Genomic DNA, 19,408 nt, shown 5'->3' on the forward strand with positions numbered 1-19,408 from the left:
TATGAAAACAATCGGTAAACATTCACGAATCAATGCAGCCGGCGCTCTACTGCTGGCCATGCTATCCAGCTACAGTAGTGCCGAAGTTGTCTCTATCGATATCACAGCTGTCGTTGCACATGTAGATGATTATGGAAACTATCTGGGCGGAAAAATTAAACCCGGTGATCAGATTACCGGCACTTATATTTATGACACCGCAACACCTGACACTAACCCCCTGCCCAATGTTGGCGATTATGAACACACCGCGCCAGGCTTTGGCGTATGCCTTGTTGCAGCCGGGATAAAATTCAGAAGCCATCCAACCATGCCACAATTTTTATTGGAGTTGGTTAATAATCATTACAACAATGATGCCTATCTATTTCATTCTTACAATAATGCTTTTGATATAGCCGTACCACTCAACGCCCCTTATGAACAACCTGACAACATGATTTCATGGCAATTGAATGACGACACGCAGCAAGCGCTAAGCCATGTGAGCCTGACCAATGAGGCACCCGACCTGAACGCGTGGCAATCCTGGTTTGGATTAAATATCCACAGCCGCAGTATGCAAGGGGAATTCATGATTCGCGCCCATGTAACCAGCGCAGTCAGGGGCAGCGGTACTTGTGAAACCGAATCAGCGCCTGCGTCCGCGAAATACATTGCCCACACCCTGTTACACCGCAGCGCTAATATTAATGACAAGATGGAAGCTGTGCTTTACAACAATAATGGTACCTACACTATTGCTACACGACATGTAGTGAGCGGCACTCCGGGTACCGTCATTTCGCTTCAGAATATCCTCAATGCCAAGCCTATCGGTATGATTGGAATAAAAGATACCAATTCAAATAGCTACCCGGACATCGCCTTGTTGTACACGGACGGCGAGGGAAAATCTGCACACATTCTTATTATTGATAGTCATACCCAATCAACTATTCGGGTTATTAATAGCACTGAACCGCAATCAATCGCCAGAACGCTGGAATTGATTCCCGACCTCAACCGCAATGGTTTTGAGGAAATGGCGGTGCTACATGAAACAACACAACAGACGGGCGTTGTAGAAACAATTGACTCTAAAAGTGGAACAATTATTTCAAAACGCCAGTATTAATCAGCGAAGCTAGATGAGCTATCATCAGCTATCCGTATGCCCTGCCGATGTAAATTGGCGGGGCATGTTAATCTCCTCCACCGCACCCACTACTACAACCCGAACCACTCGCACATCCGCCCGCACAACTACTGCACCCGATGTGGGAGCCACAGTAATCACCTTTCTCGGAACCCTTACAGTCGAGCGCGTATTTGAACCCATCAGGGATATTCAACTCCGCATCTATTGCAAACAGCAACGGCAAACGATGGGGTGACTTGGGGTGAATATGTTCCCGCGCACAAGCAATCTTCCACGCTGTTTTAATGCCTTGCTGGGCGACGGTTGGCGACTTCATCGCTTCTGCTGGCGTGTGATGCAAAAACCGGCCGAGGGATTTATTGCAGAACTGTTGATATTGCCGAGTGAATAAAATGAACTCATGCCAGGCTAGATCAACAACCTGGGACGGCATGGAAACAACGCGTTTACCGGCCACATTGCACAATTGGAAATATTCTCGCAACGCCTTGATGACCAAAGCAGCTTGGTGGTCGGTTAAATGCGGGTAGGCTTGTAATAGTTTAGTAGTGATTGTTGCAGGAAACGGAAATTGGTCAATCCATTGGGATCGCTTGCGTGCAATGGATTTTCTATAAAACGCATAAGCGGCCATGAGTACCATGACCGCCAAAAGCAGAACAAAAAAATTCCCCATAATCAATACCATTCATGTAATTATTGTTTTATGCATCACTCGACGCGCAGGCATTATAGTCCATCAATATGACACGCATTTTAATCAACCCTGATAACCTTCTCTCTACTCCCGATGACGAAAAACCGGCAAGTGCAGGTTCCAGCGAATCGCAACCAATCGCAATACCACCACTGTCACCATGCCACTTCCGAACGCGATTGCACGCGGAACATCGATGGCTTGCAACAGCAAGTAAACGACCACGCCTGCGATAGCAGCCGTTGCATAGATTTCCCGCCGCAGAATTAACGGTACACGCGCGGTGATGACATCTCTGATGATGCCGCCCATGACGCCGGTTATGGTCCCCATGAGGATGACAATCAGCGGAGGGCATTGCGCCGCTTCGGCATATTGTGCACCCGACAGGGCGAATAATGCTAATCCCAATGCGTCCGCTACCAGAAGAATAACGCCCGGCGGCGGCCATCTGCGTACATAAATAATGGTCACGACGGCAGAGACAATGATAACTGTCAGATAAGACGCATCGGTTACCCAAAATATCGGGTGACGATTCAACAAAAGATCGCGGAGCGTGCCGCCGCCAATGGCGGTAATGGCGGCTACCACAATGACACCGAGGAGGTCGAGATCCCGGTCACGAGCCGCCAACACGCCGCTGATTGAAAATACGGCGACACCGGCACGATCGAGTAGATACAAAAACATGATGCACCTCAATAATTCAATGGTGTTGGTGCGAATCTACATTCAACTGTTAACGGCTTTACCACACACACATGCTTGATCTTTTTCCCAGAATATCGAGGTTATAAATTTTTGTGCAGGGTGACCGGGCCACTCCATAACAGACGTGCAGCGGCAAAAGATGCTCCTCTCTGGGATGACAATAGCGCGCGCCCGGCGCATCGGACCAATGCGCTAATAACTCATGCCTTTGTTGTTCCGACAGATCGCGATTCCCGCACACATCATGCAGCCAATTCTCAAACGCTTCATTCAGGCGGTGCGACTCAGCGTCAGCGGGTGCCAAAAAGGCTCTCATGTTATGAAACGAAAACCCGGAACCTATAATCAGCACATTCTTATCCGCCAAACTCCGCAGCGCATTCCCTATGCGGATGTGAAACGCAGCATCCAAGGTACTTACCAGAGACAACTGTACGCAAGGAATATCTGCTTCCGGGTACATGATCTTTAACGGTACAAAGACACCGTGATCAAGCCCCCTCGCCTCATCCAGCGCTGCATTGACACCGTGCTGCTCAAGCAACGCATAAATCTCACGAGCCAACGCCGGTTCGCCGGCGCAGGGATATTGGATTTCGTACGACGCCGGAGGAAAGCCATAGTAATCATAGATTAGTGAAGGATTGGGGTGGGCAGTAATGGTAGGCACACTTTCTTCCCAATGCGCGCTGATAACAAGTATGGCGGCGGGGCGAGGAATACTTGCCGCGATGTCTTGTAAACATGACACCATGTGTTGGTGTCCCGCGTCGCCGAGCAAGGGCAAGGGACCGCCGCCATGGGAAATAAATAAGGCTTTGGGACGTGATTTCATTGGCGTACCCTGGAAAATGAGAAATGGGTAGTTAATTAGTGGACAAGGCTCTCATTGTCTGAGAATTTTCTCCATCGCCTTGCCCTTTGCAAGCTCATCAATCAATTTATCGAGATAACGAACCTTTTGCATCAGCGGATCATTGATTTCTTCAACGCGAATGCCGCACACAACCCCTTTAATAAGCGATGCATTAGGGTTCATGGCTGGCGCTTCGCTGAAAAAGGTTTCAATATTCTTTTCCGCGTCGATTTGCTTTCGTAATCCCGCCTCGCTATAACCCGTCAACCAACAAATAATTTTATCTACTTCTTCCTTAGTTCGGCCTTTTCGTTCAGCCTTTTGAATATACATCGGATAAACTTTTGCAAAGGGCATTTCAAAAATTCTATGCTTGGACATCAGCACACCTTCGTTAGCTAGAGGCTGAGCTCGGCACCATGCTCACACCACGATTATGGGAAATGGGTTATTGACATATCTCGGCAAACAAACCATTAGTTAATTTTTTAAGATCCACCGGACTCAATTCTATTTCCAGCCCTCGGCGACCAGCACTGACGTAAATAGTGGCGAATTTCTCAGCAGACGAATCAATAATGGTTTTGAGCCGCTTCTTTTGGCCAAGTGGACTCACGCCACCCAAGACATATCCCGTTGCTCGTTCCACATCGGCCGGATCAGCCATAGCGGCTTTTTTTGCACCGGCAGCTTTTGCGATCAGCTTCATACTGAGCATGGACGACACAGGAATCACACCAACGGCCAACGCCTTGTTATCAAGCGCCACCACCAGCGTTTTAAACACCTGCTCACCTGGCACGCCTAATTTTTCTGCTGCCTCTAATCCATAGGACTCGCTTGATGCGTCATGCGCATACTCATGAACACGATGAACAATTTTGTGTTGCCTTGCAATATTGATTCCGGGTGTCATATGAATCTCTTACTCGCGTTAACAAACAGATGTTTCACCGGGTTAATATCCGACAGGATTTTTTATAAATTCCCACACTATTTTGCAAGCGATACTCCAACTATTGGCCCTGCTTTCAACTAAACGCTCAATGTTATCAAGACGCATCCTGTCGTAAAGATTACCGTTAAATATAACCGACTCAATGGATAATGAATTCCTGATATCTTCCAGCGGGTTTTTCCGCAACAGTATGAGGTCTGCCCGCATGCCTTGTGCAACGTTTCCATATTCATCCTGCAGCCCGAAATATTCGGCCGGCAATATCGTCGCGGCACGAAGTGCTTCAAGAGGCGTCAGCCCGGCGAGAGTCAATTGCTCCATCTCGTGATGGACCGTTACGCCAGCCACAATATAATCGGTACCCACTAGGACTTTTACACCTGCACGATGCGCGTTGCCCGTCAACTCAAGCCCCTTGTGGTAAAAATCCCGATAGGTTTGGCGCGCTTCCGAGGACGGGTCCTCATCAATAACCTTGTTAACATCCTCAAGCCATTGCCATTTCATTAACGGATGTAAATATTTAATGATAGGGTCATCCAAAATGATAGGCTCTTCGCCATAAGCATCGACCCTACGGGTGAGATGCGTCGGCACGTACCATGTTCCAGCGTCTTTCATAGCCTTGAATATAGCGGAAGCCATGTACGGATCATGCTCATCCAACATCCGGCGCCGATCCTCTTTCCATTCACCCTTTTCTGCCGACTCTCGCAATTCCCGGCTACCGGGAAATGATTCATGCAAAATAAACCGGGCATGCTCAATACTTTTTTGTGACTGCGCCGCTTCGATTGCACTCACCGCGTGTGGCCTGTGCCCCACAACATCCAACCCCAGCTTTTTTGCCTCATCTACCACAGCAAAATAGGCATCGCGCGGGATATAGTCGTAAACTTTCAGGGCATCCACCTTGCCCTCATAATAACGCGCAAATTCCCTGGCTTGCTGCGCATTTGACGTACCAAAAAAATCCGGTAGATCTTTGATACGCTCATGAATTCCGGGACCATTCAGTTGCCAGCTTGAAATCCCCTGGATGCGCGGCCCGACGAGTTGGTCATTTGCAGCGGCCTGGTTCCAGTGCTTTAGATCCTCCGGACATGCCGCAAAGGGATCACCCTGCTTCGGGCAGCTCGTCATATCCCTGACATTGGTCACACCATAGGCAACATATAACGGCAAATCCAAAAGCGGTGTAACTTTGTAGATATGGGTGTGCATGTCCCACAAGGCTGGCATAACATACTGGTGGCGCGCATTGACCTTTATGGCCTCATCCGGCAGCGCTATTGCATCAGCTGGACCTACAAATTTTATTGTTTTGTTGTCGATAAGAACCGTCTGATTCGAACGTATTTCGCCCGCGTAAAGATCAATGACAGACACGTTAACCAGTGCCAGCGGTGAATCCGTCTTAACAGGCTCAACGCTCTCCTGCGGCCAAAAAACACCCACAAAGAAAAGTGAAACCAAACATAACAATAATACTGAAATAACTATTACTGCCTTCCTTAACACTCTGAACATCACCTTCAACTCCAATTTATTATTGAACAACGCAACCGTTACACGTTAATGTTGGTTTAGGCCAAGTTCTCTCTGCTTCACTTTTGATAAGCCCAGTGAAACGATACGGTGAGACTCTTTTATGTAATATTTCAACTCCTCTGCATGCTCTGCCGACGTGTCGTATTGTTGTATCCACTTCATTCCGCGCGAGGCCAAATAAGGCGCTGGCCTGAAGCCTGGCTGATCTTTCAGCACGTTGAAATTATTTTCCGACACTTTAAAAGACACAGCCAACCCATCCGGTGCTGTGGTTGCGCCGATAGCGAAAACTTTTCCCCCTACTTTCCATACGTGCGCACCACCCCACTGGTTAACGTAAGAAGTAGCTGGCAGGGCGTTACAGAAGCTATTGTATTCTTCGTAGGTCATGTCGGACTCCGCTCAACGAGCGCCTGAATACCAGAATTTCCGGTTGATCATTCCGCCTTCGCAGTAAAACCGGAAACGCTTTATGAATATTAATTCCTCAAGCTATAAAGGCAATGATAGTCAATTTTACCACTCAATCTGGATCGGCGTCCCAACGTTTACCAACTGCATAAACTCGTCCATTTCTGCATTTGTTAAGGCAATGCAGCCATTCGTCCAATTAAAATTCTGTAAAATTGGCGCAAACCAGCCAAGTCCATTTTTTTGGCCATGCACCATTATAAATCCCCCTGGTGACTCACCGCGCGCCTTGGCCTCCTCTTTATCCTTTTCATTTGGATAGCTTATATGCATCGCTCGATAAAAAGCGGAATCTTCTTTTTTGTAATCAAGGCTATAAGTACCTTCCGGTGTTCTTTCATCCCCCTCCTTCTGTTTATGACCTTTTGGGTTATCTCCCAATGCCACGCGATATTCTTTAAGGATATTTTCCCCATTCATCAAATACATTTTATTTTCCGATTTATCGACCTTAACGAGGTCTACCTCAGCGGAAACAGCGTTAACATGCAAAAGGATCAACAGCCCAAGTTTACCTACTACACATAAATTACGTGAGGCGTAACCGCAGCCCTCAATGAAGACGGGAAAGCATCTAACGAAATAACCATACAATGAATTTATTCTTATCATTTTTCTGCCCCTGTTATGGCCTTATAAACTGCATTAACTATTGGCCAGGCAGACACAGCGCCAACTACCAACAAGCCCAGTGCGCATACAAGATTTTTGACCCACCCTGAAATGGATAAATTGAACGCAGAGTCAGCACCGAATCCAATATTCAGCTCGCCTACAAATAAGCCGTATATCGACCCAAAGAAAACAAAGATGTATAAGAGTGCGAGAAGATAGAATTTCATATCAACATCGTTTTCTATATTAGGTAAGCAACATTATCAACAGGTGTTAATTCATTGAATGCAATCCAATTAGATTACCTTCCGTGTCACGGACCACCGCGCAAAAACCGTGCTCGCCAATGGAGGTTTTCTCCTGAAAAATACTGCCTCCATGCTCCGCAGCACGAGCAGCTTGGACCGCACAGTCATCGCAACCGAAGTAAACCAGTGTCCCACCACTGCAGGGCGTAAAACCGTCCATTTTGACCAGCATCCCACCCGCACCGTAACTGCTCATCCCGGTATCTTTATCCATGGGAAAGAACCACATGTCCATCTCCATCTCAGGAGTCGGGTTGGGCATCTGCTCAAGTTTGGTTTCAAAGACTGCTTCATAAAACGCTTTAGCGCGAGTCATGTCTTCCACGTAAATCTCGAAATGAACAACAGGGTTGCTTTTCATCGTGCGTCTCCTTAAATTGATTCAAACTAATGGATTTATTATGCCGGCAGTAATTAAGTCGGTTAATCTTTTGGAAACTGGTCGAGAACCAAATTGAGCTCAATTCCATACTCAAGCCATGCTTTGAGCCCCGCGAGCACCATTGTATAACCGCCTTTTGCATCGATTGCCTGGGATAACACTTCGTCGCGATCTCCAACGAAACCCCAATTAGATATTTTTACCAACGTAGCTTCAGGCCCATGGGCTTCAAAACGCCATTCAACTATTGTTGGGTCAGATTCCCACTGAATCAGTATCCGACGATTTTCTTCAAATTCTTTGACCGTGAGCGAATCACCAACACCGAACATTTCCCAATCCCAGCGTATTTTTTTGCCTAGCGCAAGACGACCACTGCTTTTAGTGAACCAGAACTTCGTAGTAATTTCCGGATTTACAAAAGCCTCAAAGCAATCGACTACTGACCGACGAATAAGCATTTGAGCTTCTACCACTGGGTTGCTAATTTTCATTAATTGAGTCCTTCTATATAAGCGCTCTCAGCCTTACCACTCGGAACTGTCTCATCGCCCAGCACAAGCGGTTCGCCCTGATGCGTACTGCTCGTATCTACACCTTGAATTCGATAGGATCTTTTGAAACGAAATTGGCTTTACGCATAACAGTAATTGCAATTACGTCTCGATTATCCTTTCCCGTAGAATCTTTCGTTTTTGATATTGCACATGGGATATTAATGTCTGATTTTGTACAGCGAACATTAAATGAGTCGTTGTGTTCCAGGCGCATTAGCTGGCTTAAATAAACTGTTGTAAGCCGATTAAATATGCCTTGAAGCTCCGTAATAGTTATAGCTGGTGTATTTCTAGGATCATTCATTCTGTCTTTCACAAAATGAACTGACATCTTGAACCTAAGACGCTCCTTTGAAAATTTTTCATTCAGCACAGCCTCTAAAACAGATATTTCATTTATTGAAATTCCCATTATTTCTCTCCTGTGTGTGCTGAAAATAGAGCGGCCAGCTTGGCATTCAGTTCTTCGCTTGTTTGTGCAAAAATACTGCCTGCAGATTCTGATTCATTAATGGTCCCAATTCGTACCTCAAATTCTTGATTGTCGAAAGAGTCTACGAATACAGCTACACCTGAATCCTTATCGATGAAGGATGCATAGTTATCAGTAATTGACATATCAAATTTCATAAATTCTCCTTTTGTGAATAGCTTAAGCTAACATACGAACATAAATGGATTTCAGCGTTTAAAGCACATAACGGCTTCAGCCAGCGTAGCTAAGGGGGTTGAATCTTTTGTTAAACATTTTTCACAAGCCGGATATCTATCTCGCGCTCGACATATTCCCACTCCTTTGACGAGCGCAACTGTACCAATAGCTTATTGAACAAGTCCGTATGCTCTGGTGCGAATTCGAACCACGTTAAGAAATCGAACGGCTCACCGAGATCACGTGAATGATGTAGTTGTCGTGCGATTTCGGGAAGATATGCCAAGCCAATTTCTGTGTGATGTGACTGCTCTTCAAAAATTTTGCGTCGTTCATCCTGGGGCATGGCCCACCAGTCGTCGGTCTTTTTAATTGGAATGAGCGCAGCGCATGATGAGGCTGGGCGATTCAAGTTTTCCTGTTTTGCGCGAAGCTGGTTTATTTCATGCCGTTCGGCGTACCGAACATTGCTTGTAAAACCTTGAAGCACCCAGGTGCCACGTTCGGCCAAATTAATTGAGGGCATATTAACGACATTGACCCTCTGTACCGTTTCAAGAGGCGCACCAATGACAGTTTCACAACTGACGACCTGCCAAGCCCCTTCGGAGCCGCCGATAAATGAATAATGGTTGTTCATGTGATGAGATGTCCTGAGTGTTTAATGCTTATATTGCACGCATTTTGCGCAAAGGTGCGCTTAGCGAAGCCCGCAAAGCCGCATAATGTGAGCAGCGCCGCGAAGGCCTGATCTATCTTGCGAAATACTTGCCATCTTTTACCACCACAGGCTCTGACACAGAGTACTGCTGACTGCCACGCCAAGCTCGCGTTCTAAAGTCAACTATTTGAAGGATGATTGCCAGATCTATTTTTGACCGTCTAACTTATCTTGAATATCGCCATTATTCTGCAAAGTACCGTGCTGTTGCCATTAATCGAACGTTTCTGGTTGCATTGATTGAAGGCGTATGCAGAACCCGCATATCCATCAGGTAAACATCTCCCGGTCGACCCAACATCTCCATAATCGATAGCTCGATCCCACCAATATTGACACTATGGTTTGCACTATGACTCGTGAGCACTGATATAACCTCCTTTGTTTGAGATTGGTTTTTCAACTTGTGTGAGCCGACCAAGGCTAAGGTTGCCCCTCCATTGACTGCCACAGTATCCAATAGAACGAAAACTTGAACCCCCGGAATCCCCCTCAACGGAGATTTGGAAATATCACGATGCCAGTTTAATCCCTCAAGCGTCCAAGCAATTTGATGCGGTAACGAAATGAGCAGTTGGCCAGTCTGGGCTTGTAATGATGCGCCAGCCAATATGCACATATCAGAATACAGCTCTTGTGAAACAAGCTTCTCATTTAAGCCGGGATAGCTTATCAACTGGCCCAGTTTTCCAGTTTGCTGAAACACCGGGACGCCTTTTAATTTTTGGGACAGAACTCTCCCCGTCGACCAGATATTCAGTCCCTTTAGTTCTTTGAGCACATGATCCTTCACCGGCTGAACCACGTTTTTCTCCAGCGCGCCGGGAATATAAATACAACCTTTTTCACGAAACGCTTTTTCTTGTTCTGTTGTCACGTCTGAACCTACTGATCCTCTATGGCATAAAGCTCTCTGAAATAACCCTTTAAGATTTTTTAAAAATCTGATTCAAGTACGCAAGCTTACTTCGCGAAGTTCTCAGCCTGTGTGCGTCACACCGGGTGCAAATGCCTTTGTATAAGTGTCGCTATTCTGCTAATTGTTAACGGCCAAATGTATTATTCAGATGAGACCCGCTGACGCTACGGCCATCTTTGAGTTTGATAGTAACGACACACTTATCAGCTCCTCTACATTGCCCCTTGAAATAAAACTCGGCAAATGCATATTGAACATCCCCGTGACTGAGACCAACCGAGTGGAGTATGGAAAGCAGTTTCTCCGATGCAGATTGCATGAACACGGCTTTACCGGGAAGCTCGGGCGGCTCTCCGGCCAATATAGCGACCTTCACCTCTAAGCCAGATCGACGCTCACCCAATGTTCTTTCAGGTGCACCGTAGGCACTTCCGCTCAATGCGAAATGGGCAATATTTCTGGCAACACCTTTGATCACAGAAATTCGCATAATCTCTGCCTTGATTGCTAACACCGAGTTCTGTGACGATTTTGGAGGCGCAGAAATAGCGGCTTATTGATCAAGGACCACGTAGGCTCCGCCTCCAGACCAACTTACGTATTGCTTAATATCGCTTGACACCAATAGTCCTGCACACTCACGGAGAATTGCAGAGTCGATGCCTTCACCGCAGCCCAACTCCAGGACCGTTAGCCCGTCCTGCCATGACATTCACTTGTGGAGCCACCCGTGACCAACCTTCACCCTCTCGTCCTCTTTCATAACGCCTCAATCAGCCGAACTTATTTAACGTTAATTAAATTCCATGCTATTTGCGTAAGAATTTTACAAACGCTTTCAGATTCAACCCAAACTACGCAGGTTGACTCTTCCGTGTCCCCGAAATGAAGCTCGCTAACGATTTCCGGGTGAAGTGTATTAGCGACGGATTGTATTGCGCTTGCCCAGCCATATCCGTCAGGCTCAAAGCCCAGCTCAGATATTTTTTTGTTTGGAATTTCGAACTCCTCACTACCAGGCTCAAACTCAATTTGCCATGCAAGAGGTATTTCTCTTCCTCTGTAGATTGTCCCGCCCATAACAGTAAGAAGAATTGGCAACCATGCTTCACTTTCCCATGATTCTTCTTCCGCAATAATTTCTTCCAAGTCTTCCGGTATTTCCCACTCTGGACATTTCGAATTCATGAAATTCATTTACTCACCCAAAAGTTCGGCTTTTACCGATAGCATCTTTTTCGCAGTAGTTAAATTACGGCTCTCGGCTGGCGAAAGCCCCATGATGTCATATTCAAGTACTCCAAGCAGGGCCGCAATCGGTTCAGGATCATCATTTCTAATGACCGCACCAAAGATGCGAGGGACATATGTTTCATATTCATCACGAGGCCAATCGGTATTTGATATCCCAATAGGGTCCCAATCGTAGAAGATGATTTCGTCTATACGTTTATATAACGCTTTTTGTTCTGGTGTCAGTTTTCGGCCCATTCAATTCACCAAGTATCCATAACGCCCGACTATGGCCGGAGTGCAGTTGTTTTTTGCTGTGCTCAGCACAATAAGTCCGACGGACCGGGAGTTGTACATGCGCTGCATGTTAGCTTCCGAATTCATCAACAAGTCTGCGAGTAATGGCATGACCACATCCGATGAGACAATTATGATGATTTTCAATAAGTATCCAGTCCAGACTCTTACCTACCAGAGCATACTCGAACGCAGGGCATTCACCCAGCACGCTCGATATAAGACTGGGAGCACTCTCATAGATAGCTGAGCAACGCCCGTCCAGAGGAATAAACCAAACCTTTTCATCGGGACAAAGGACTGGCAGGTACTTCCAGGCATCCTCAACCTGCTGAGCCCACTGCTGGCCTATCAAATGCTCTGACCACCACTGGGGATCTGCTAGGTCCAGAAAAGTCCCCTTGATTGAAGCCTTCAATTTTTCCGATTCATCTACAGGCAGCTGCCGAATACCCTCTTGAGAAAGATTTAGTGCAATAACCGCCGATTTTATCCACTGTGCTTCCATAGTGCCTTCAGCTAACGCGGGGAGCAAATGCCGCTACAGGCGGTTGATTGATGTGACTTGTTATGGCAGCAATGCTTAACCTTGCACATGAGATTTACGCTCCGAAAAATTTGGAAGCCACCATCACCACAAAAACCAAGATAGAAATTAGAAAAGATATCAAAAATAAATTCAATACAGTCGCCTTAGCAATCACTCCTTCAGTGGTGATGAACCCAAAGGTGGTAGCGACCTGTCCACCCGGACGGCGATTAAGCTGGAGTAGAAATACAGCGTATCGCCCAATACCAGCGAGCAACAACAGTAATGCAAATACGAATAGCACAAAAAATGTGAATGGGATTAACGCAATTAACATTTCCGTATACTCCAATCATGACCAGTCACAATGAGGCTATAGAAAACGATATTAAGAATATCGCCATTCCCAGCCTTTTGAATTAAAACGTTTGCCAGACATTTAAACAAGATTGCTTAGCATAAGCATAGAGTAGATTGAGACTTGAGCTATGTCTTGCCCAAGAGACTATTCGGAGTTTTTCTACAACTTCAACGCCGCCGTCACGCGGCAATTTTGGAGTTTTTTTGTTCTGACAGGGTAGCGACCGCCACAAAAAACGACGGAAAATTTCCCGCTGTGCACGGCTTTTTTATAGCCACCGCTTTCTCAGCATTGTAAAACGCAACGATTCCTCTCCATACGTCTGAAGGATGGTAATTGCATTTTTCTTGATTTTTTCAACTTTCCAGTTGCATGATTCTTTGGTAAAACCTTGCTCTTTCTTTTCACGATATATGGCTTTGAGAAGTTTTTTGTTAGGTTTTTCTTCTTTGAACTCGGCTTTAATATAGATGAAGCAGATATGCTGGTTGGCAACATACCAACCATAGTAAAACATTCCAAAACCGTCATCGGCTAGATCACAACTTTCGCTTGTGCGAGTGTAAGTACCATTTTTCTTAAAAGCCATATTCACAAGTGCATCGCAATTGTCGGGACCTTCTTCCCACTCCCATTGACCGACAACATAGTTCGCAATGTTTCTATCTTCATAATTTGACGTAGATGCGCAACCACCGATCAATAACAGAATTAAAATAAAGGTAAACCTCATTGTCGGAGCTTCCTTGAGCTATAACGTTGCACACATGGGCGCGAGTTTACGAGCGTCCCGCCGACGCTTGCGGCGGCGTAATGGTGTGCCTTGTTATGCGCTTGTTAAATATTTCTCAAATTTAGAATTCAAGGCTTTTTCTTCGACTGAGAACCAATCAACTATTGCGTTCACGCTATCCTCTGCCAACTCATACTCCTTGCTATTTGGATCGTGGCGTTTAGCATTTAGGCGATCCAAAGCACGCTGAAGCTCAACGCCTTTGCTTCGAAACTGTGGGATTAATGCTTCTATGTCTGGCATTTCCATAGGGCCGAGTCGTTCAATTTCCCATTTGAAGTCATCACACTGGTCAAGTAGAGCGGTAGTTCCTTTGTATATGCCGACCACCTGAGCTGTTCGGTATTTCATACAGAACTTCGCGTGGCTCTTTATAAGTTCGAAAGCCCGCAGCCTGCTAGGTCTGAGGTTCTGCCGAATGGCTATTTCATTAGACCTCTCTGCCGCCTGACGAGATTGGCGGGCATAAACAGCTGATAACAGCGCAATTACTATAGCTAGAATTGCGATAATATTACTGAGCAAGCAGCTTACTCCTTATGTGCATAACGCCCCAGCCACGAAGTGGCGGCATGATACGTTTGTTATGCATGCTTAAAGTTTTAATAGTTCAACCAAATTGGTCATTACTTTGTCTCTAAATTTTTGATACAAAGTCCAGCTTTCTTGCGCTTCGGTATTCGTTGTGCTGCCTTGCGAAAACTGCCGCCCATGTGCATAAGCCGTTTGCTTGAGCGTTGAGCATACTTTATCAAATTGACTTATTCCCTTTTTCTCCAAAACCTTATCTACGAGGTTTTGTATAAATTGATCTTCTGCGCCGCCCGCAACCCCCCAAATTAGACAATACTCATAGTCCTTGTTGTCGGCATAGCTGGAAAAGGAGAGCATGATTAATAGTGCGGCTAAAAATATTTTCATAATTTCTCCGATTGCATAACGTTTTGCTAAGGGGCGGCCGAAACGAAGTGTAGGCCGTCCCACGAAGGGCCGCTAGGCCCGTAGTGTACTTGAGCAATTGGTTATACTTACATGTGAGCATGCCGGCGCACATCATTTAGCGATTGTTTCAGGAGAGGTCGAATTCTTTCCGCTTCATCCGAGCGCAATAGGTAGCTTACTATCACCGTAGTGAATGCAACAACCGGGATTAGCCAGACCGAACCAGGCAAAACAACGAGCGCCGCTGACGCTACAACGATAGCTGATAAAAGTACTATGGCGCACTTTTTCAGATACTGTCGATCCTTGTACCAAGAGTACCGCCGGCAAGCGAGATTGATTGCCCGTCGCTTTTCGGCGATAGATGCACCTTCTAGTTCGTCAAAATCCTGTTCTTCTAGCATTGAACTTTCCTAACCGGAGTGTATGTATAACGCCGCTGTCAGGCGCGCTTTGGCTGTAGTGGAGTTTTGGGGCAAAGTGGCGGAGCCACCCCAAAACGGAGCGTAGGCCAAAGCGTCGACTGGACAGCATTGTTAAGCTAATCATTTAACCAATCCACCAGGATCATACACGGGAACACCGTTTTTTACGGCTGCAATTCCCAGCCAGCGTAAAAAACTGTACATGAGATCATAAGCTTGCTTAACATCACTTTCTTCAATACCAAGCATTTTGGCTTCGTGTATGATTTGATTTCTTTTTCTGGCCAACTCTATAAGTTTATTTTTGATTTCGTGACCCAAATGACTATTTGATAAGCTCTCGATTCTCGAAATAGACTTTTCAAATTTACCTTCCATCGCTTTGGCGGAGCAAATCTTGGCTAGTTTCGCGATTATCTCTTGCTTCGAATCAGATTCCAAAATTATTGACATTGGGATAACACCCCGCACGTTTCCATGAGCTAGGAAATCATGCATTCTTTCTGGTTTTTTGCAAAATAGGCTTTCTAAAAACTCGCTCATTATTCCTTCGGTCAACGTAACAGCCACAACAATCATCTGTGTGGACAATGTATCCACCGCAGAAACAACCGATGACGCGAGCCCGTCTACAAGATGCTTTTTGAATTCAGGATTGAGATCTGAAATCTTCTTCTCTCCATCCTCAAAGCTGAATATAGTTCTCGACTCAAGATGAGAGTTTAGGTGTTCGTCGCTCTTTACGTACTGGCATAGATCAGAATAGTATCCAGGTTCATATAGGATACGCCCCAACCATTTTCCGATATCAAATTCCATACTACTTCCTTGGGAGCTTAACATTTGTATATCGCGCATGCGCGTTTCCCACCTAACACCCTTCTTCAAGAAAGCCCAATAACCCACTAATACTGAAAGGAAAATGTCGATTTTCCAAAACTTTCCCCGGAACAAAAACGCGCATGCGCGTTAATCTCGCACCACTTGCGCGTTATCTCTCTCAACGAAGCCGTTAAACCATTGACTATAATCAGCTTTCCCAAAAACGCAAGGAGATTAACGCGCACTCAATAGCAGCTAAACGCGCAAGGTTTCAGGCAGGCTTTCAATACACTGTATAAAAACCTCGATAACCATGATTACCAAAAGCAAAAAAGCGCCGAGCTTTCACCCGGCGCTTTCTCGTATTCCACACTTCCTTTTACATCACGTCTCTCGCAACGCAGTGGCCACCGGTAGTTTCGCGGCGCGTATGGCTGGAAAGAATCCGCCGATGATGCCGATGATCGCGGCGAAGAAGACGCCTTGAATCAGTAAGTCGGCGGTGACGGCGAAGTCGAATACAACCTGGCTAAAGCTGGAAAAGTTGAGAGTGGATACGGAGTAGCCGTTGAATAGCAGGAACACGACCAGCGAGCCGATGGCGCCGCCGATAAGTGATAGCACAAGGGACTCGAACAATGTGGAGAAGGCGACAGGGAATGATCCGAATCCCAATGCGCGTAGCGTGGCGATTTCACGGGTGCGGGTGGAGACGGATGCGTACATGGTGTTGATCGCGCCGAAGATGGCGCCGAGTGCCATGAGGATGGCGACCGGGTAGCCGACGGCTTTGATAAACATGCTTACCGGTTCGGCTTGTGCGGCGAGGTATTCTGTTTCCAATTGTGCGTCCATGTCCAGTTGCGGGTTGGAGGCGAGTTCAGTTTTTAATTCGCTCAGGGCATCGGAGTCGGTGAGTTTTACGCGCACACTTTGAAAGCTGTTGCCGCGCCGGTAGGCGTTTTGCAGAATGCGTACGTCGCACCAGAGTTCTGATTCCGATAAGCCGCCACCCGCGCTGAAGATACCGACCACGGTCCATTCTGTTGGGCCGAACTTAATGGTGGAGCCAACATCAAGGTTGGCAAATTGTGTGTGAGCACCGCGCCCGACAATCAATTCGTTGCGCCCCTCTTCAAAGTTTCTGCCTTCAATAATTTTTACGCTGTCACGCACCTTGAATGCATTGGCGTTGACGCCGCGCAAAGGCACGTTGGCTGAACTTTGTGTGGCGCGTTTGATTAAATCCACGATCACATAGAGTTCTGCCGATGCAATCGGCTGGCCGTCGGCGCGCTGTATGCCCGGCGCGTTGGCGATCAGCTGGCTTTGTTCGTAACTGATGCCACTGTTTAATTCCGATGTAGCACCGGTGCGCATGACAATGGCGGTGGTGGGTGAACCGGCGTTGGTCATGGTGCGTTGGAAGCCGCTGGCCATGGACATTACACCAATCAATACACCAACCACACAGGCCACACCAAACACGGCAACCGATGAGGTGCCGATACGTTGAGGCAGGTTGCGCAGATTCATGGCGGTGATGATGGCAATTTGTGATAAACCGTTAAACATGATCAGCGTCTCCCTAATGCGTTAACAATGCTCAGGCGCATGCCTTGCAAGGCGGGCAATATGCCGGTGAGCAATCCCAGTAATAACATCACCACAATGCCCAGGGTCACCACGGATGCACTCATCACAAATCCCGGCATAAACGCGGCGACCTGGTCGGCCATTCCACTGGTGACCAGCCAGGCGGCGCCTAATCCCAATGCGCCGCCGATGCAGGAAATCAATAGCGATTCGGCGAGCACCATGTTCAGCACCGCGAGGTCGGAGAAGCCCAGGGTTTTTAAAATTGCCAATTCGGGAATGCGCTCCCGTACCGATTGCGCCATGGTGTTGCCCGCGACGAGTAACATGGTGAAGAACACTGCACCGAGGATATAACTGGTGATCAAACCGATATCGCCAAATTGTTTGGCAAAGGATGCGGCAAAATCTTTTTCGCTGCTGGTTTTGGTTTCCGCAAAGGAGTTGGCGAACAGGCTGTCGATCTCCGTAGCAATGCGCGCGGATTCGGCCGGGTTTTCTACCTTCACCACAATCCAGCCGACTGTGCCGCTGTCAAAACTTTTGGCTTCGTCGTAGTAGTCGTAATGGAACAGAAATGCGGTGCTGTCGGCGCGCTTGTCTTTTACATCGTAGATGCCTTCGATCTCGAATTCCCAGGTGTAGCTGCCATTTTTTTGCGGGAAGATCGTCGAGATAATCGGCACCCGGTCACCCACCTTCCAGCCAAAACGATCCGCTGTCGCGCGCCCTACTACCGCACCGATACGATTTTTCATCCAGGCATCCATCTGCTCCGGCGGGACAGTCATCAAGTCGCTATAGATAGAAAAATATTTATCGCCTTCTACCGCAAACTGCGCGAATTGATTTTTAGGGTCTTGATAGTAACCGCCAAACCAACTGGCATGCGTCACAGCTTCAACACCGTCGACAGCCTGAATTTTGGTGACATGGCTGAAGGGCAAGGGTTGAATCAGCGAAATTTTGTGAATCGTAGCCAGGCGATCTTCGCCGGATAATTCAGTACCCATTTCAAATGCGCTGCCCAGGGTGCGCAGCAAACCGAACAACAAAAAGGCGATAGTGATCGACAGAATCGTCAGCAGGGTACGCATTTTTTTGCGGCCCAGGTTCTTCCAGATAAAGTAGAGATATTTCATCGTTATGCTCCTGTGATCAAAGAGCCTTTATCGAGATGCAAGGTCTGTTTGGCGTGGTCCGCAGCGCGCGGGTCGTGGGTCACCATGATGATGGTTTTCTGTTGCTTTTCGTTCAGCTCTTGCAGCAATGACAGAATTTCATCCGCTGTAGCGCGATCCAGGTCACCGGTGGGTTCGTCACACAATAATAAATCCGGGTCCGACACGATGGCGCGGGCGATGGCGACGCGCTGCTCCTGGCCACCGGACAATTCACTAGGGTAATGTTTGGCGCGCTCGCTCAAGCCGACCAGCTCCAGCGCCGCCGCCACATGCTGCATACGTTTTTTTTTGGAGAGGTTGGTTAACAGCAACGGCAGTTCTACATTGCGCTCGGCGGTCAACACCGGCATCAAGTTGTAGAACTGAAAGATAAAACCAACGTGGCGCGCACGCCAGCGGGTTAACTGGCTGGAGGAAAATTTATCGATGCGTTGCCCGGCAATACTCAATTCGCCTTCGGTGGGGCTGTCCAGTCCGCCCAACAAATTAAGCAAGGTGGTTTTACCGGAACCGGATGGCCCCATCAGCGCAAGGAAATCGCCGCGCTTTATTTCGAGATTCAAATTGGCTAACACCTTCACCAATTCCTTGCCCTTTTTGTAGGCCTTGCCTACCTGATGCAACTTGACCAGTACTTCCGATGATTCGGGTGCGGACATAGCCCATGACCTCCACTGTTTTAGA

General features: G+C 47.1%; 29 protein-coding genes. 2 read left to right on the forward strand and 27 right to left on the reverse strand.

All coding sequences use genetic code 11. The features are described 5' to 3' along the window. Window position 1: 1 nt before the first annotated feature. Window positions 2-1,117 (forward strand): hypothetical protein, encoded by a 1,116-nt coding sequence (locus ACSV5M_RS08455; protein WP_439175487.1) that lies wholly within the window; start codon window positions 2-4, stop codon window positions 1,115-1,117. 67 nt (window positions 1,118-1,184) lie between these two features. Here ACSV5M_RS08455 and ACSV5M_RS08460 read toward each other — a convergent pair whose 3' ends face one another. The 19 genes from ACSV5M_RS08460 to ACSV5M_RS08550 form a co-directional block, all read right to left on the reverse strand. Next, window positions 1,185-1,817, reverse strand: coding sequence for a glycine-rich domain-containing protein (locus ACSV5M_RS08460; RefSeq protein ID WP_439175489.1), 633 nt, complete (start codon window positions 1,815-1,817; stop codon window positions 1,185-1,187). A gap of 105 nt (window positions 1,818-1,922) precedes the next feature. Next, window positions 1,923-2,531, reverse strand: coding sequence for a trimeric intracellular cation channel family protein (locus tag ACSV5M_RS08465; RefSeq protein WP_439175490.1), 609 nt, complete (start codon window positions 2,529-2,531; stop codon window positions 1,923-1,925). 58 nt (window positions 2,532-2,589) lie between these two features. Further along, window positions 2,590-3,387, reverse strand: a complete 798-nt coding sequence (locus tag ACSV5M_RS08470; RefSeq protein WP_439175492.1) for a DODA-type extradiol aromatic ring-opening family dioxygenase — start codon at window positions 3,385-3,387, stop codon at window positions 2,590-2,592. A 51-nt stretch (window positions 3,388-3,438) separates the two neighbouring features. Then, entirely contained in the window at window positions 3,439-3,789 is a 351-nt protein-coding gene (locus ACSV5M_RS08475; protein ID WP_439175493.1) for a DUF2200 domain-containing protein, read from the reverse strand. A gap of 67 nt (window positions 3,790-3,856) precedes the next feature. Continuing rightward, window positions 3,857-4,324: a Cys-tRNA(Pro) deacylase gene (gene ybaK / locus ACSV5M_RS08480; RefSeq protein ID WP_439175494.1), complete on the reverse strand. Its 468-nt coding sequence runs from the start codon at window positions 4,322-4,324 to the stop codon at window positions 3,857-3,859. A 42-nt stretch (window positions 4,325-4,366) separates the two neighbouring features. Next, window positions 4,367-5,896 (reverse strand): amidohydrolase family protein, encoded by a 1,530-nt coding sequence (locus ACSV5M_RS08485; protein WP_439175753.1) that lies wholly within the window; start codon window positions 5,894-5,896, stop codon window positions 4,367-4,369. Window positions 5,897-5,941: 45 nt separating this feature from the next. Next, on the reverse strand, window positions 5,942-6,307 hold the full coding sequence (locus ACSV5M_RS08490; protein ID WP_439175495.1) for an MmcQ/YjbR family DNA-binding protein: 366 nt from the start codon (window positions 6,305-6,307) through the stop codon (window positions 5,942-5,944). Between the two features lie 126 nt (window positions 6,308-6,433). Then, complete coding sequence (locus tag ACSV5M_RS08495; RefSeq protein ID WP_439175497.1) at window positions 6,434-7,000, reverse strand: L,D-transpeptidase family protein; 567 nt, start codon at window positions 6,998-7,000, stop codon at window positions 6,434-6,436. Further along, entirely contained in the window at window positions 6,997-7,230 is a 234-nt protein-coding gene (locus tag ACSV5M_RS08500) for a hypothetical protein (protein WP_439175499.1), read from the reverse strand. Before ACSV5M_RS08500 ends, ACSV5M_RS08495 begins: the two co-directional genes overlap by 4 nt. A gap of 46 nt (window positions 7,231-7,276) precedes the next feature. Continuing rightward, window positions 7,277-7,672, reverse strand: coding sequence for a VOC family protein (locus ACSV5M_RS08505; RefSeq protein ID WP_439175500.1), 396 nt, complete (start codon window positions 7,670-7,672; stop codon window positions 7,277-7,279). Between the two features lie 62 nt (window positions 7,673-7,734). After that, the gene (locus tag ACSV5M_RS08510) at window positions 7,735-8,187 is read right to left on the reverse strand and encodes an SRPBCC family protein (RefSeq protein ID WP_439175502.1); all 453 of its coding nucleotides are present in this window, start codon (window positions 8,185-8,187) and stop codon (window positions 7,735-7,737) included. Between the two features lie 97 nt (window positions 8,188-8,284). Then, the gene (locus tag ACSV5M_RS08515; protein ID WP_439175503.1) at window positions 8,285-8,662 is read right to left on the reverse strand and encodes a hypothetical protein; all 378 of its coding nucleotides are present in this window, start codon (window positions 8,660-8,662) and stop codon (window positions 8,285-8,287) included. Then, complete coding sequence (locus ACSV5M_RS08520) at window positions 8,662-8,880, reverse strand: hypothetical protein (protein WP_439175504.1); 219 nt, start codon at window positions 8,878-8,880, stop codon at window positions 8,662-8,664. The genes ACSV5M_RS08515 and ACSV5M_RS08520 overlap by 1 nt, the downstream gene beginning before the upstream one ends. Before the next feature lie 110 nt (window positions 8,881-8,990). Further along, window positions 8,991-9,542, reverse strand: coding sequence for a chlorite dismutase family protein (locus ACSV5M_RS08525; RefSeq protein WP_439175505.1), 552 nt, complete (start codon window positions 9,540-9,542; stop codon window positions 8,991-8,993). Window positions 9,543-9,807: 265 nt separating this feature from the next. Further along, window positions 9,808-10,500, reverse strand: a complete 693-nt coding sequence (locus tag ACSV5M_RS08530) for a phytanoyl-CoA dioxygenase family protein (protein WP_439175507.1) — start codon at window positions 10,498-10,500, stop codon at window positions 9,808-9,810. 166 nt (window positions 10,501-10,666) lie between these two features. Next, a complete protein-coding gene (locus ACSV5M_RS08535) occupies window positions 10,667-11,032 on the reverse strand; it encodes a hypothetical protein (RefSeq protein ID WP_439175509.1) in 366 nt (121 codons plus the stop codon). A gap of 293 nt (window positions 11,033-11,325) precedes the next feature. Beyond that, window positions 11,326-11,739, reverse strand: coding sequence for a hypothetical protein (locus tag ACSV5M_RS08540; protein WP_439175511.1), 414 nt, complete (start codon window positions 11,737-11,739; stop codon window positions 11,326-11,328). Beyond that, window positions 11,740-12,033 (reverse strand): hypothetical protein, encoded by a 294-nt coding sequence (locus tag ACSV5M_RS08545; RefSeq protein WP_439175513.1) that lies wholly within the window; start codon window positions 12,031-12,033, stop codon window positions 11,740-11,742. A gap of 109 nt (window positions 12,034-12,142) precedes the next feature. Further along, on the reverse strand, window positions 12,143-12,580 hold the full coding sequence (locus tag ACSV5M_RS08550) for a DUF6756 family protein (RefSeq protein ID WP_439175515.1): 438 nt from the start codon (window positions 12,578-12,580) through the stop codon (window positions 12,143-12,145). Between the two features lie 62 nt (window positions 12,581-12,642). Between ACSV5M_RS08550 and ACSV5M_RS08555 the strand changes: the two genes are divergently transcribed. Beyond that, window positions 12,643-12,972: a hypothetical protein gene (locus ACSV5M_RS08555; protein WP_439175517.1), complete on the forward strand. Its 330-nt coding sequence runs from the start codon at window positions 12,643-12,645 to the stop codon at window positions 12,970-12,972. A gap of 258 nt (window positions 12,973-13,230) precedes the next feature. Here the strand turns inward: ACSV5M_RS08555 and ACSV5M_RS08560 are convergent, their stop codons facing one another. The 8 genes from ACSV5M_RS08560 to ACSV5M_RS08595 all read right to left on the reverse strand — a co-directional run bounded on the left by ACSV5M_RS08560 (window position 13,231) and on the right by ACSV5M_RS08595 (window position 19,383). Beyond that, on the reverse strand, window positions 13,231-13,695 hold the full coding sequence (locus ACSV5M_RS08560) for a hypothetical protein (RefSeq protein WP_439175520.1): 465 nt from the start codon (window positions 13,693-13,695) through the stop codon (window positions 13,231-13,233). A gap of 93 nt (window positions 13,696-13,788) precedes the next feature. After that, window positions 13,789-14,280 (reverse strand): hypothetical protein, encoded by a 492-nt coding sequence (locus ACSV5M_RS08565; RefSeq protein ID WP_439175522.1) that lies wholly within the window; start codon window positions 14,278-14,280, stop codon window positions 13,789-13,791. Window positions 14,281-14,349: 69 nt separating this feature from the next. Continuing rightward, on the reverse strand, window positions 14,350-14,676 hold the full coding sequence (locus tag ACSV5M_RS08570) for a hypothetical protein (RefSeq protein WP_439175525.1): 327 nt from the start codon (window positions 14,674-14,676) through the stop codon (window positions 14,350-14,352). Between the two features lie 107 nt (window positions 14,677-14,783). Continuing rightward, complete coding sequence (locus tag ACSV5M_RS08575) at window positions 14,784-15,101, reverse strand: hypothetical protein (protein WP_439175527.1); 318 nt, start codon at window positions 15,099-15,101, stop codon at window positions 14,784-14,786. Window positions 15,102-15,242: 141 nt separating this feature from the next. Further along, window positions 15,243-15,941 carry a hypothetical protein gene (locus ACSV5M_RS08580; protein ID WP_439175530.1) on the reverse strand — a complete coding sequence of 233 codons (699 nt, stop codon included), beginning with the start codon at window positions 15,939-15,941 and terminating at the stop codon, window positions 15,243-15,245. Window positions 15,942-16,328: 387 nt separating this feature from the next. Beyond that, on the reverse strand, window positions 16,329-17,519 hold the full coding sequence (locus ACSV5M_RS08585; protein WP_439175532.1) for an ABC transporter permease: 1,191 nt from the start codon (window positions 17,517-17,519) through the stop codon (window positions 16,329-16,331). 2 nt (window positions 17,520-17,521) lie between these two features. Next, complete coding sequence (locus ACSV5M_RS08590; protein ID WP_439175535.1) at window positions 17,522-18,682, reverse strand: ABC transporter permease; 1,161 nt, start codon at window positions 18,680-18,682, stop codon at window positions 17,522-17,524. 2 nt (window positions 18,683-18,684) lie between these two features. Next, window positions 18,685-19,383, reverse strand: a complete 699-nt coding sequence (locus ACSV5M_RS08595) for an ABC transporter ATP-binding protein (protein ID WP_439175538.1) — start codon at window positions 19,381-19,383, stop codon at window positions 18,685-18,687. Window positions 19,384-19,408: the final 25 nt, after the last annotated feature.

Source organism: Cellvibrio sp. ARAG 10.3 (assembly GCF_051846955.1).
Classification (GTDB): domain Bacteria; phylum Pseudomonadota; class Gammaproteobacteria; order Pseudomonadales; family Cellvibrionaceae; genus Cellvibrio.

Coding starts and splice junctions, on each gene's coding strand:
- ACSV5M_RS08455 (WP_439175487.1), top strand. CDS start 2: ATGAAAACAATCGGTAAACATTCACGAATCAATGCAGCCGGCGCTCTA.
- ACSV5M_RS08460 (WP_439175489.1), bottom strand. CDS start 1,817: ATGGGGAATTTTTTTGTTCTGCTTTTGGCGGTCATGGTACTCATGGCC.
- ACSV5M_RS08465 (WP_439175490.1), bottom strand. CDS start 2,531: ATGTTTTTGTATCTACTCGATCGTGCCGGTGTCGCCGTATTTTCAATC.
- ACSV5M_RS08470 (WP_439175492.1), bottom strand. CDS start 3,387: ATGAAATCACGTCCCAAAGCCTTATTTATTTCCCATGGCGGCGGTCCC.
- ACSV5M_RS08475 (WP_439175493.1), bottom strand. CDS start 3,789: ATGTCCAAGCATAGAATTTTTGAAATGCCCTTTGCAAAAGTTTATCCG.
- ybaK (WP_439175494.1), bottom strand. CDS start 4,324: ATGACACCCGGAATCAATATTGCAAGGCAACACAAAATTGTTCATCGT.
- ACSV5M_RS08485 (WP_439175753.1), bottom strand. CDS start 5,896: ATGTTCAGAGTGTTAAGGAAGGCAGTAATAGTTATTTCAGTATTATTG.
- ACSV5M_RS08490 (WP_439175495.1), bottom strand. CDS start 6,307: ATGACCTACGAAGAATACAATAGCTTCTGTAACGCCCTGCCAGCTACT.
- ACSV5M_RS08495 (WP_439175497.1), bottom strand. CDS start 7,000: ATGATAAGAATAAATTCATTGTATGGTTATTTCGTTAGATGCTTTCCC.
- ACSV5M_RS08500 (WP_439175499.1), bottom strand. CDS start 7,230: ATGAAATTCTATCTTCTCGCACTCTTATACATCTTTGTTTTCTTTGGG.
- ACSV5M_RS08505 (WP_439175500.1), bottom strand. CDS start 7,672: ATGAAAAGCAACCCTGTTGTTCATTTCGAGATTTACGTGGAAGACATG.
- ACSV5M_RS08510 (WP_439175502.1), bottom strand. CDS start 8,187: ATGAAAATTAGCAACCCAGTGGTAGAAGCTCAAATGCTTATTCGTCGG.
- ACSV5M_RS08515 (WP_439175503.1), bottom strand. CDS start 8,662: ATGGGAATTTCAATAAATGAAATATCTGTTTTAGAGGCTGTGCTGAAT.
- ACSV5M_RS08520 (WP_439175504.1), bottom strand. CDS start 8,880: ATGAAATTTGATATGTCAATTACTGATAACTATGCATCCTTCATCGAT.
- ACSV5M_RS08525 (WP_439175505.1), bottom strand. CDS start 9,542: ATGAACAACCATTATTCATTTATCGGCGGCTCCGAAGGGGCTTGGCAG.
- ACSV5M_RS08535 (WP_439175509.1), bottom strand. CDS start 11,032: ATGCGAATTTCTGTGATCAAAGGTGTTGCCAGAAATATTGCCCATTTC.
- ACSV5M_RS08540 (WP_439175511.1), bottom strand. CDS start 11,739: ATGAATTTCATGAATTCGAAATGTCCAGAGTGGGAAATACCGGAAGAC.
- ACSV5M_RS08545 (WP_439175513.1), bottom strand. CDS start 12,033: ATGGGCCGAAAACTGACACCAGAACAAAAAGCGTTATATAAACGTATA.
- ACSV5M_RS08550 (WP_439175515.1), bottom strand. CDS start 12,580: ATGGAAGCACAGTGGATAAAATCGGCGGTTATTGCACTAAATCTTTCT.
- ACSV5M_RS08555 (WP_439175517.1), top strand. CDS start 12,643: ATGGCAGCAATGCTTAACCTTGCACATGAGATTTACGCTCCGAAAAAT.
- ACSV5M_RS08560 (WP_439175520.1), bottom strand. CDS start 13,695: ATGAGGTTTACCTTTATTTTAATTCTGTTATTGATCGGTGGTTGCGCA.
- ACSV5M_RS08570 (WP_439175525.1), bottom strand. CDS start 14,676: ATGAAAATATTTTTAGCCGCACTATTAATCATGCTCTCCTTTTCCAGC.
- ACSV5M_RS08575 (WP_439175527.1), bottom strand. CDS start 15,101: ATGCTAGAAGAACAGGATTTTGACGAACTAGAAGGTGCATCTATCGCC.
- ACSV5M_RS08580 (WP_439175530.1), bottom strand. CDS start 15,941: ATGGAATTTGATATCGGAAAATGGTTGGGGCGTATCCTATATGAACCT.
- ACSV5M_RS08585 (WP_439175532.1), bottom strand. CDS start 17,519: ATGTTTAACGGTTTATCACAAATTGCCATCATCACCGCCATGAATCTG.
- ACSV5M_RS08590 (WP_439175535.1), bottom strand. CDS start 18,682: ATGAAATATCTCTACTTTATCTGGAAGAACCTGGGCCGCAAAAAAATG.
- ACSV5M_RS08595 (WP_439175538.1), bottom strand. CDS start 19,383: ATGTCCGCACCCGAATCATCGGAAGTACTGGTCAAGTTGCATCAGGTA.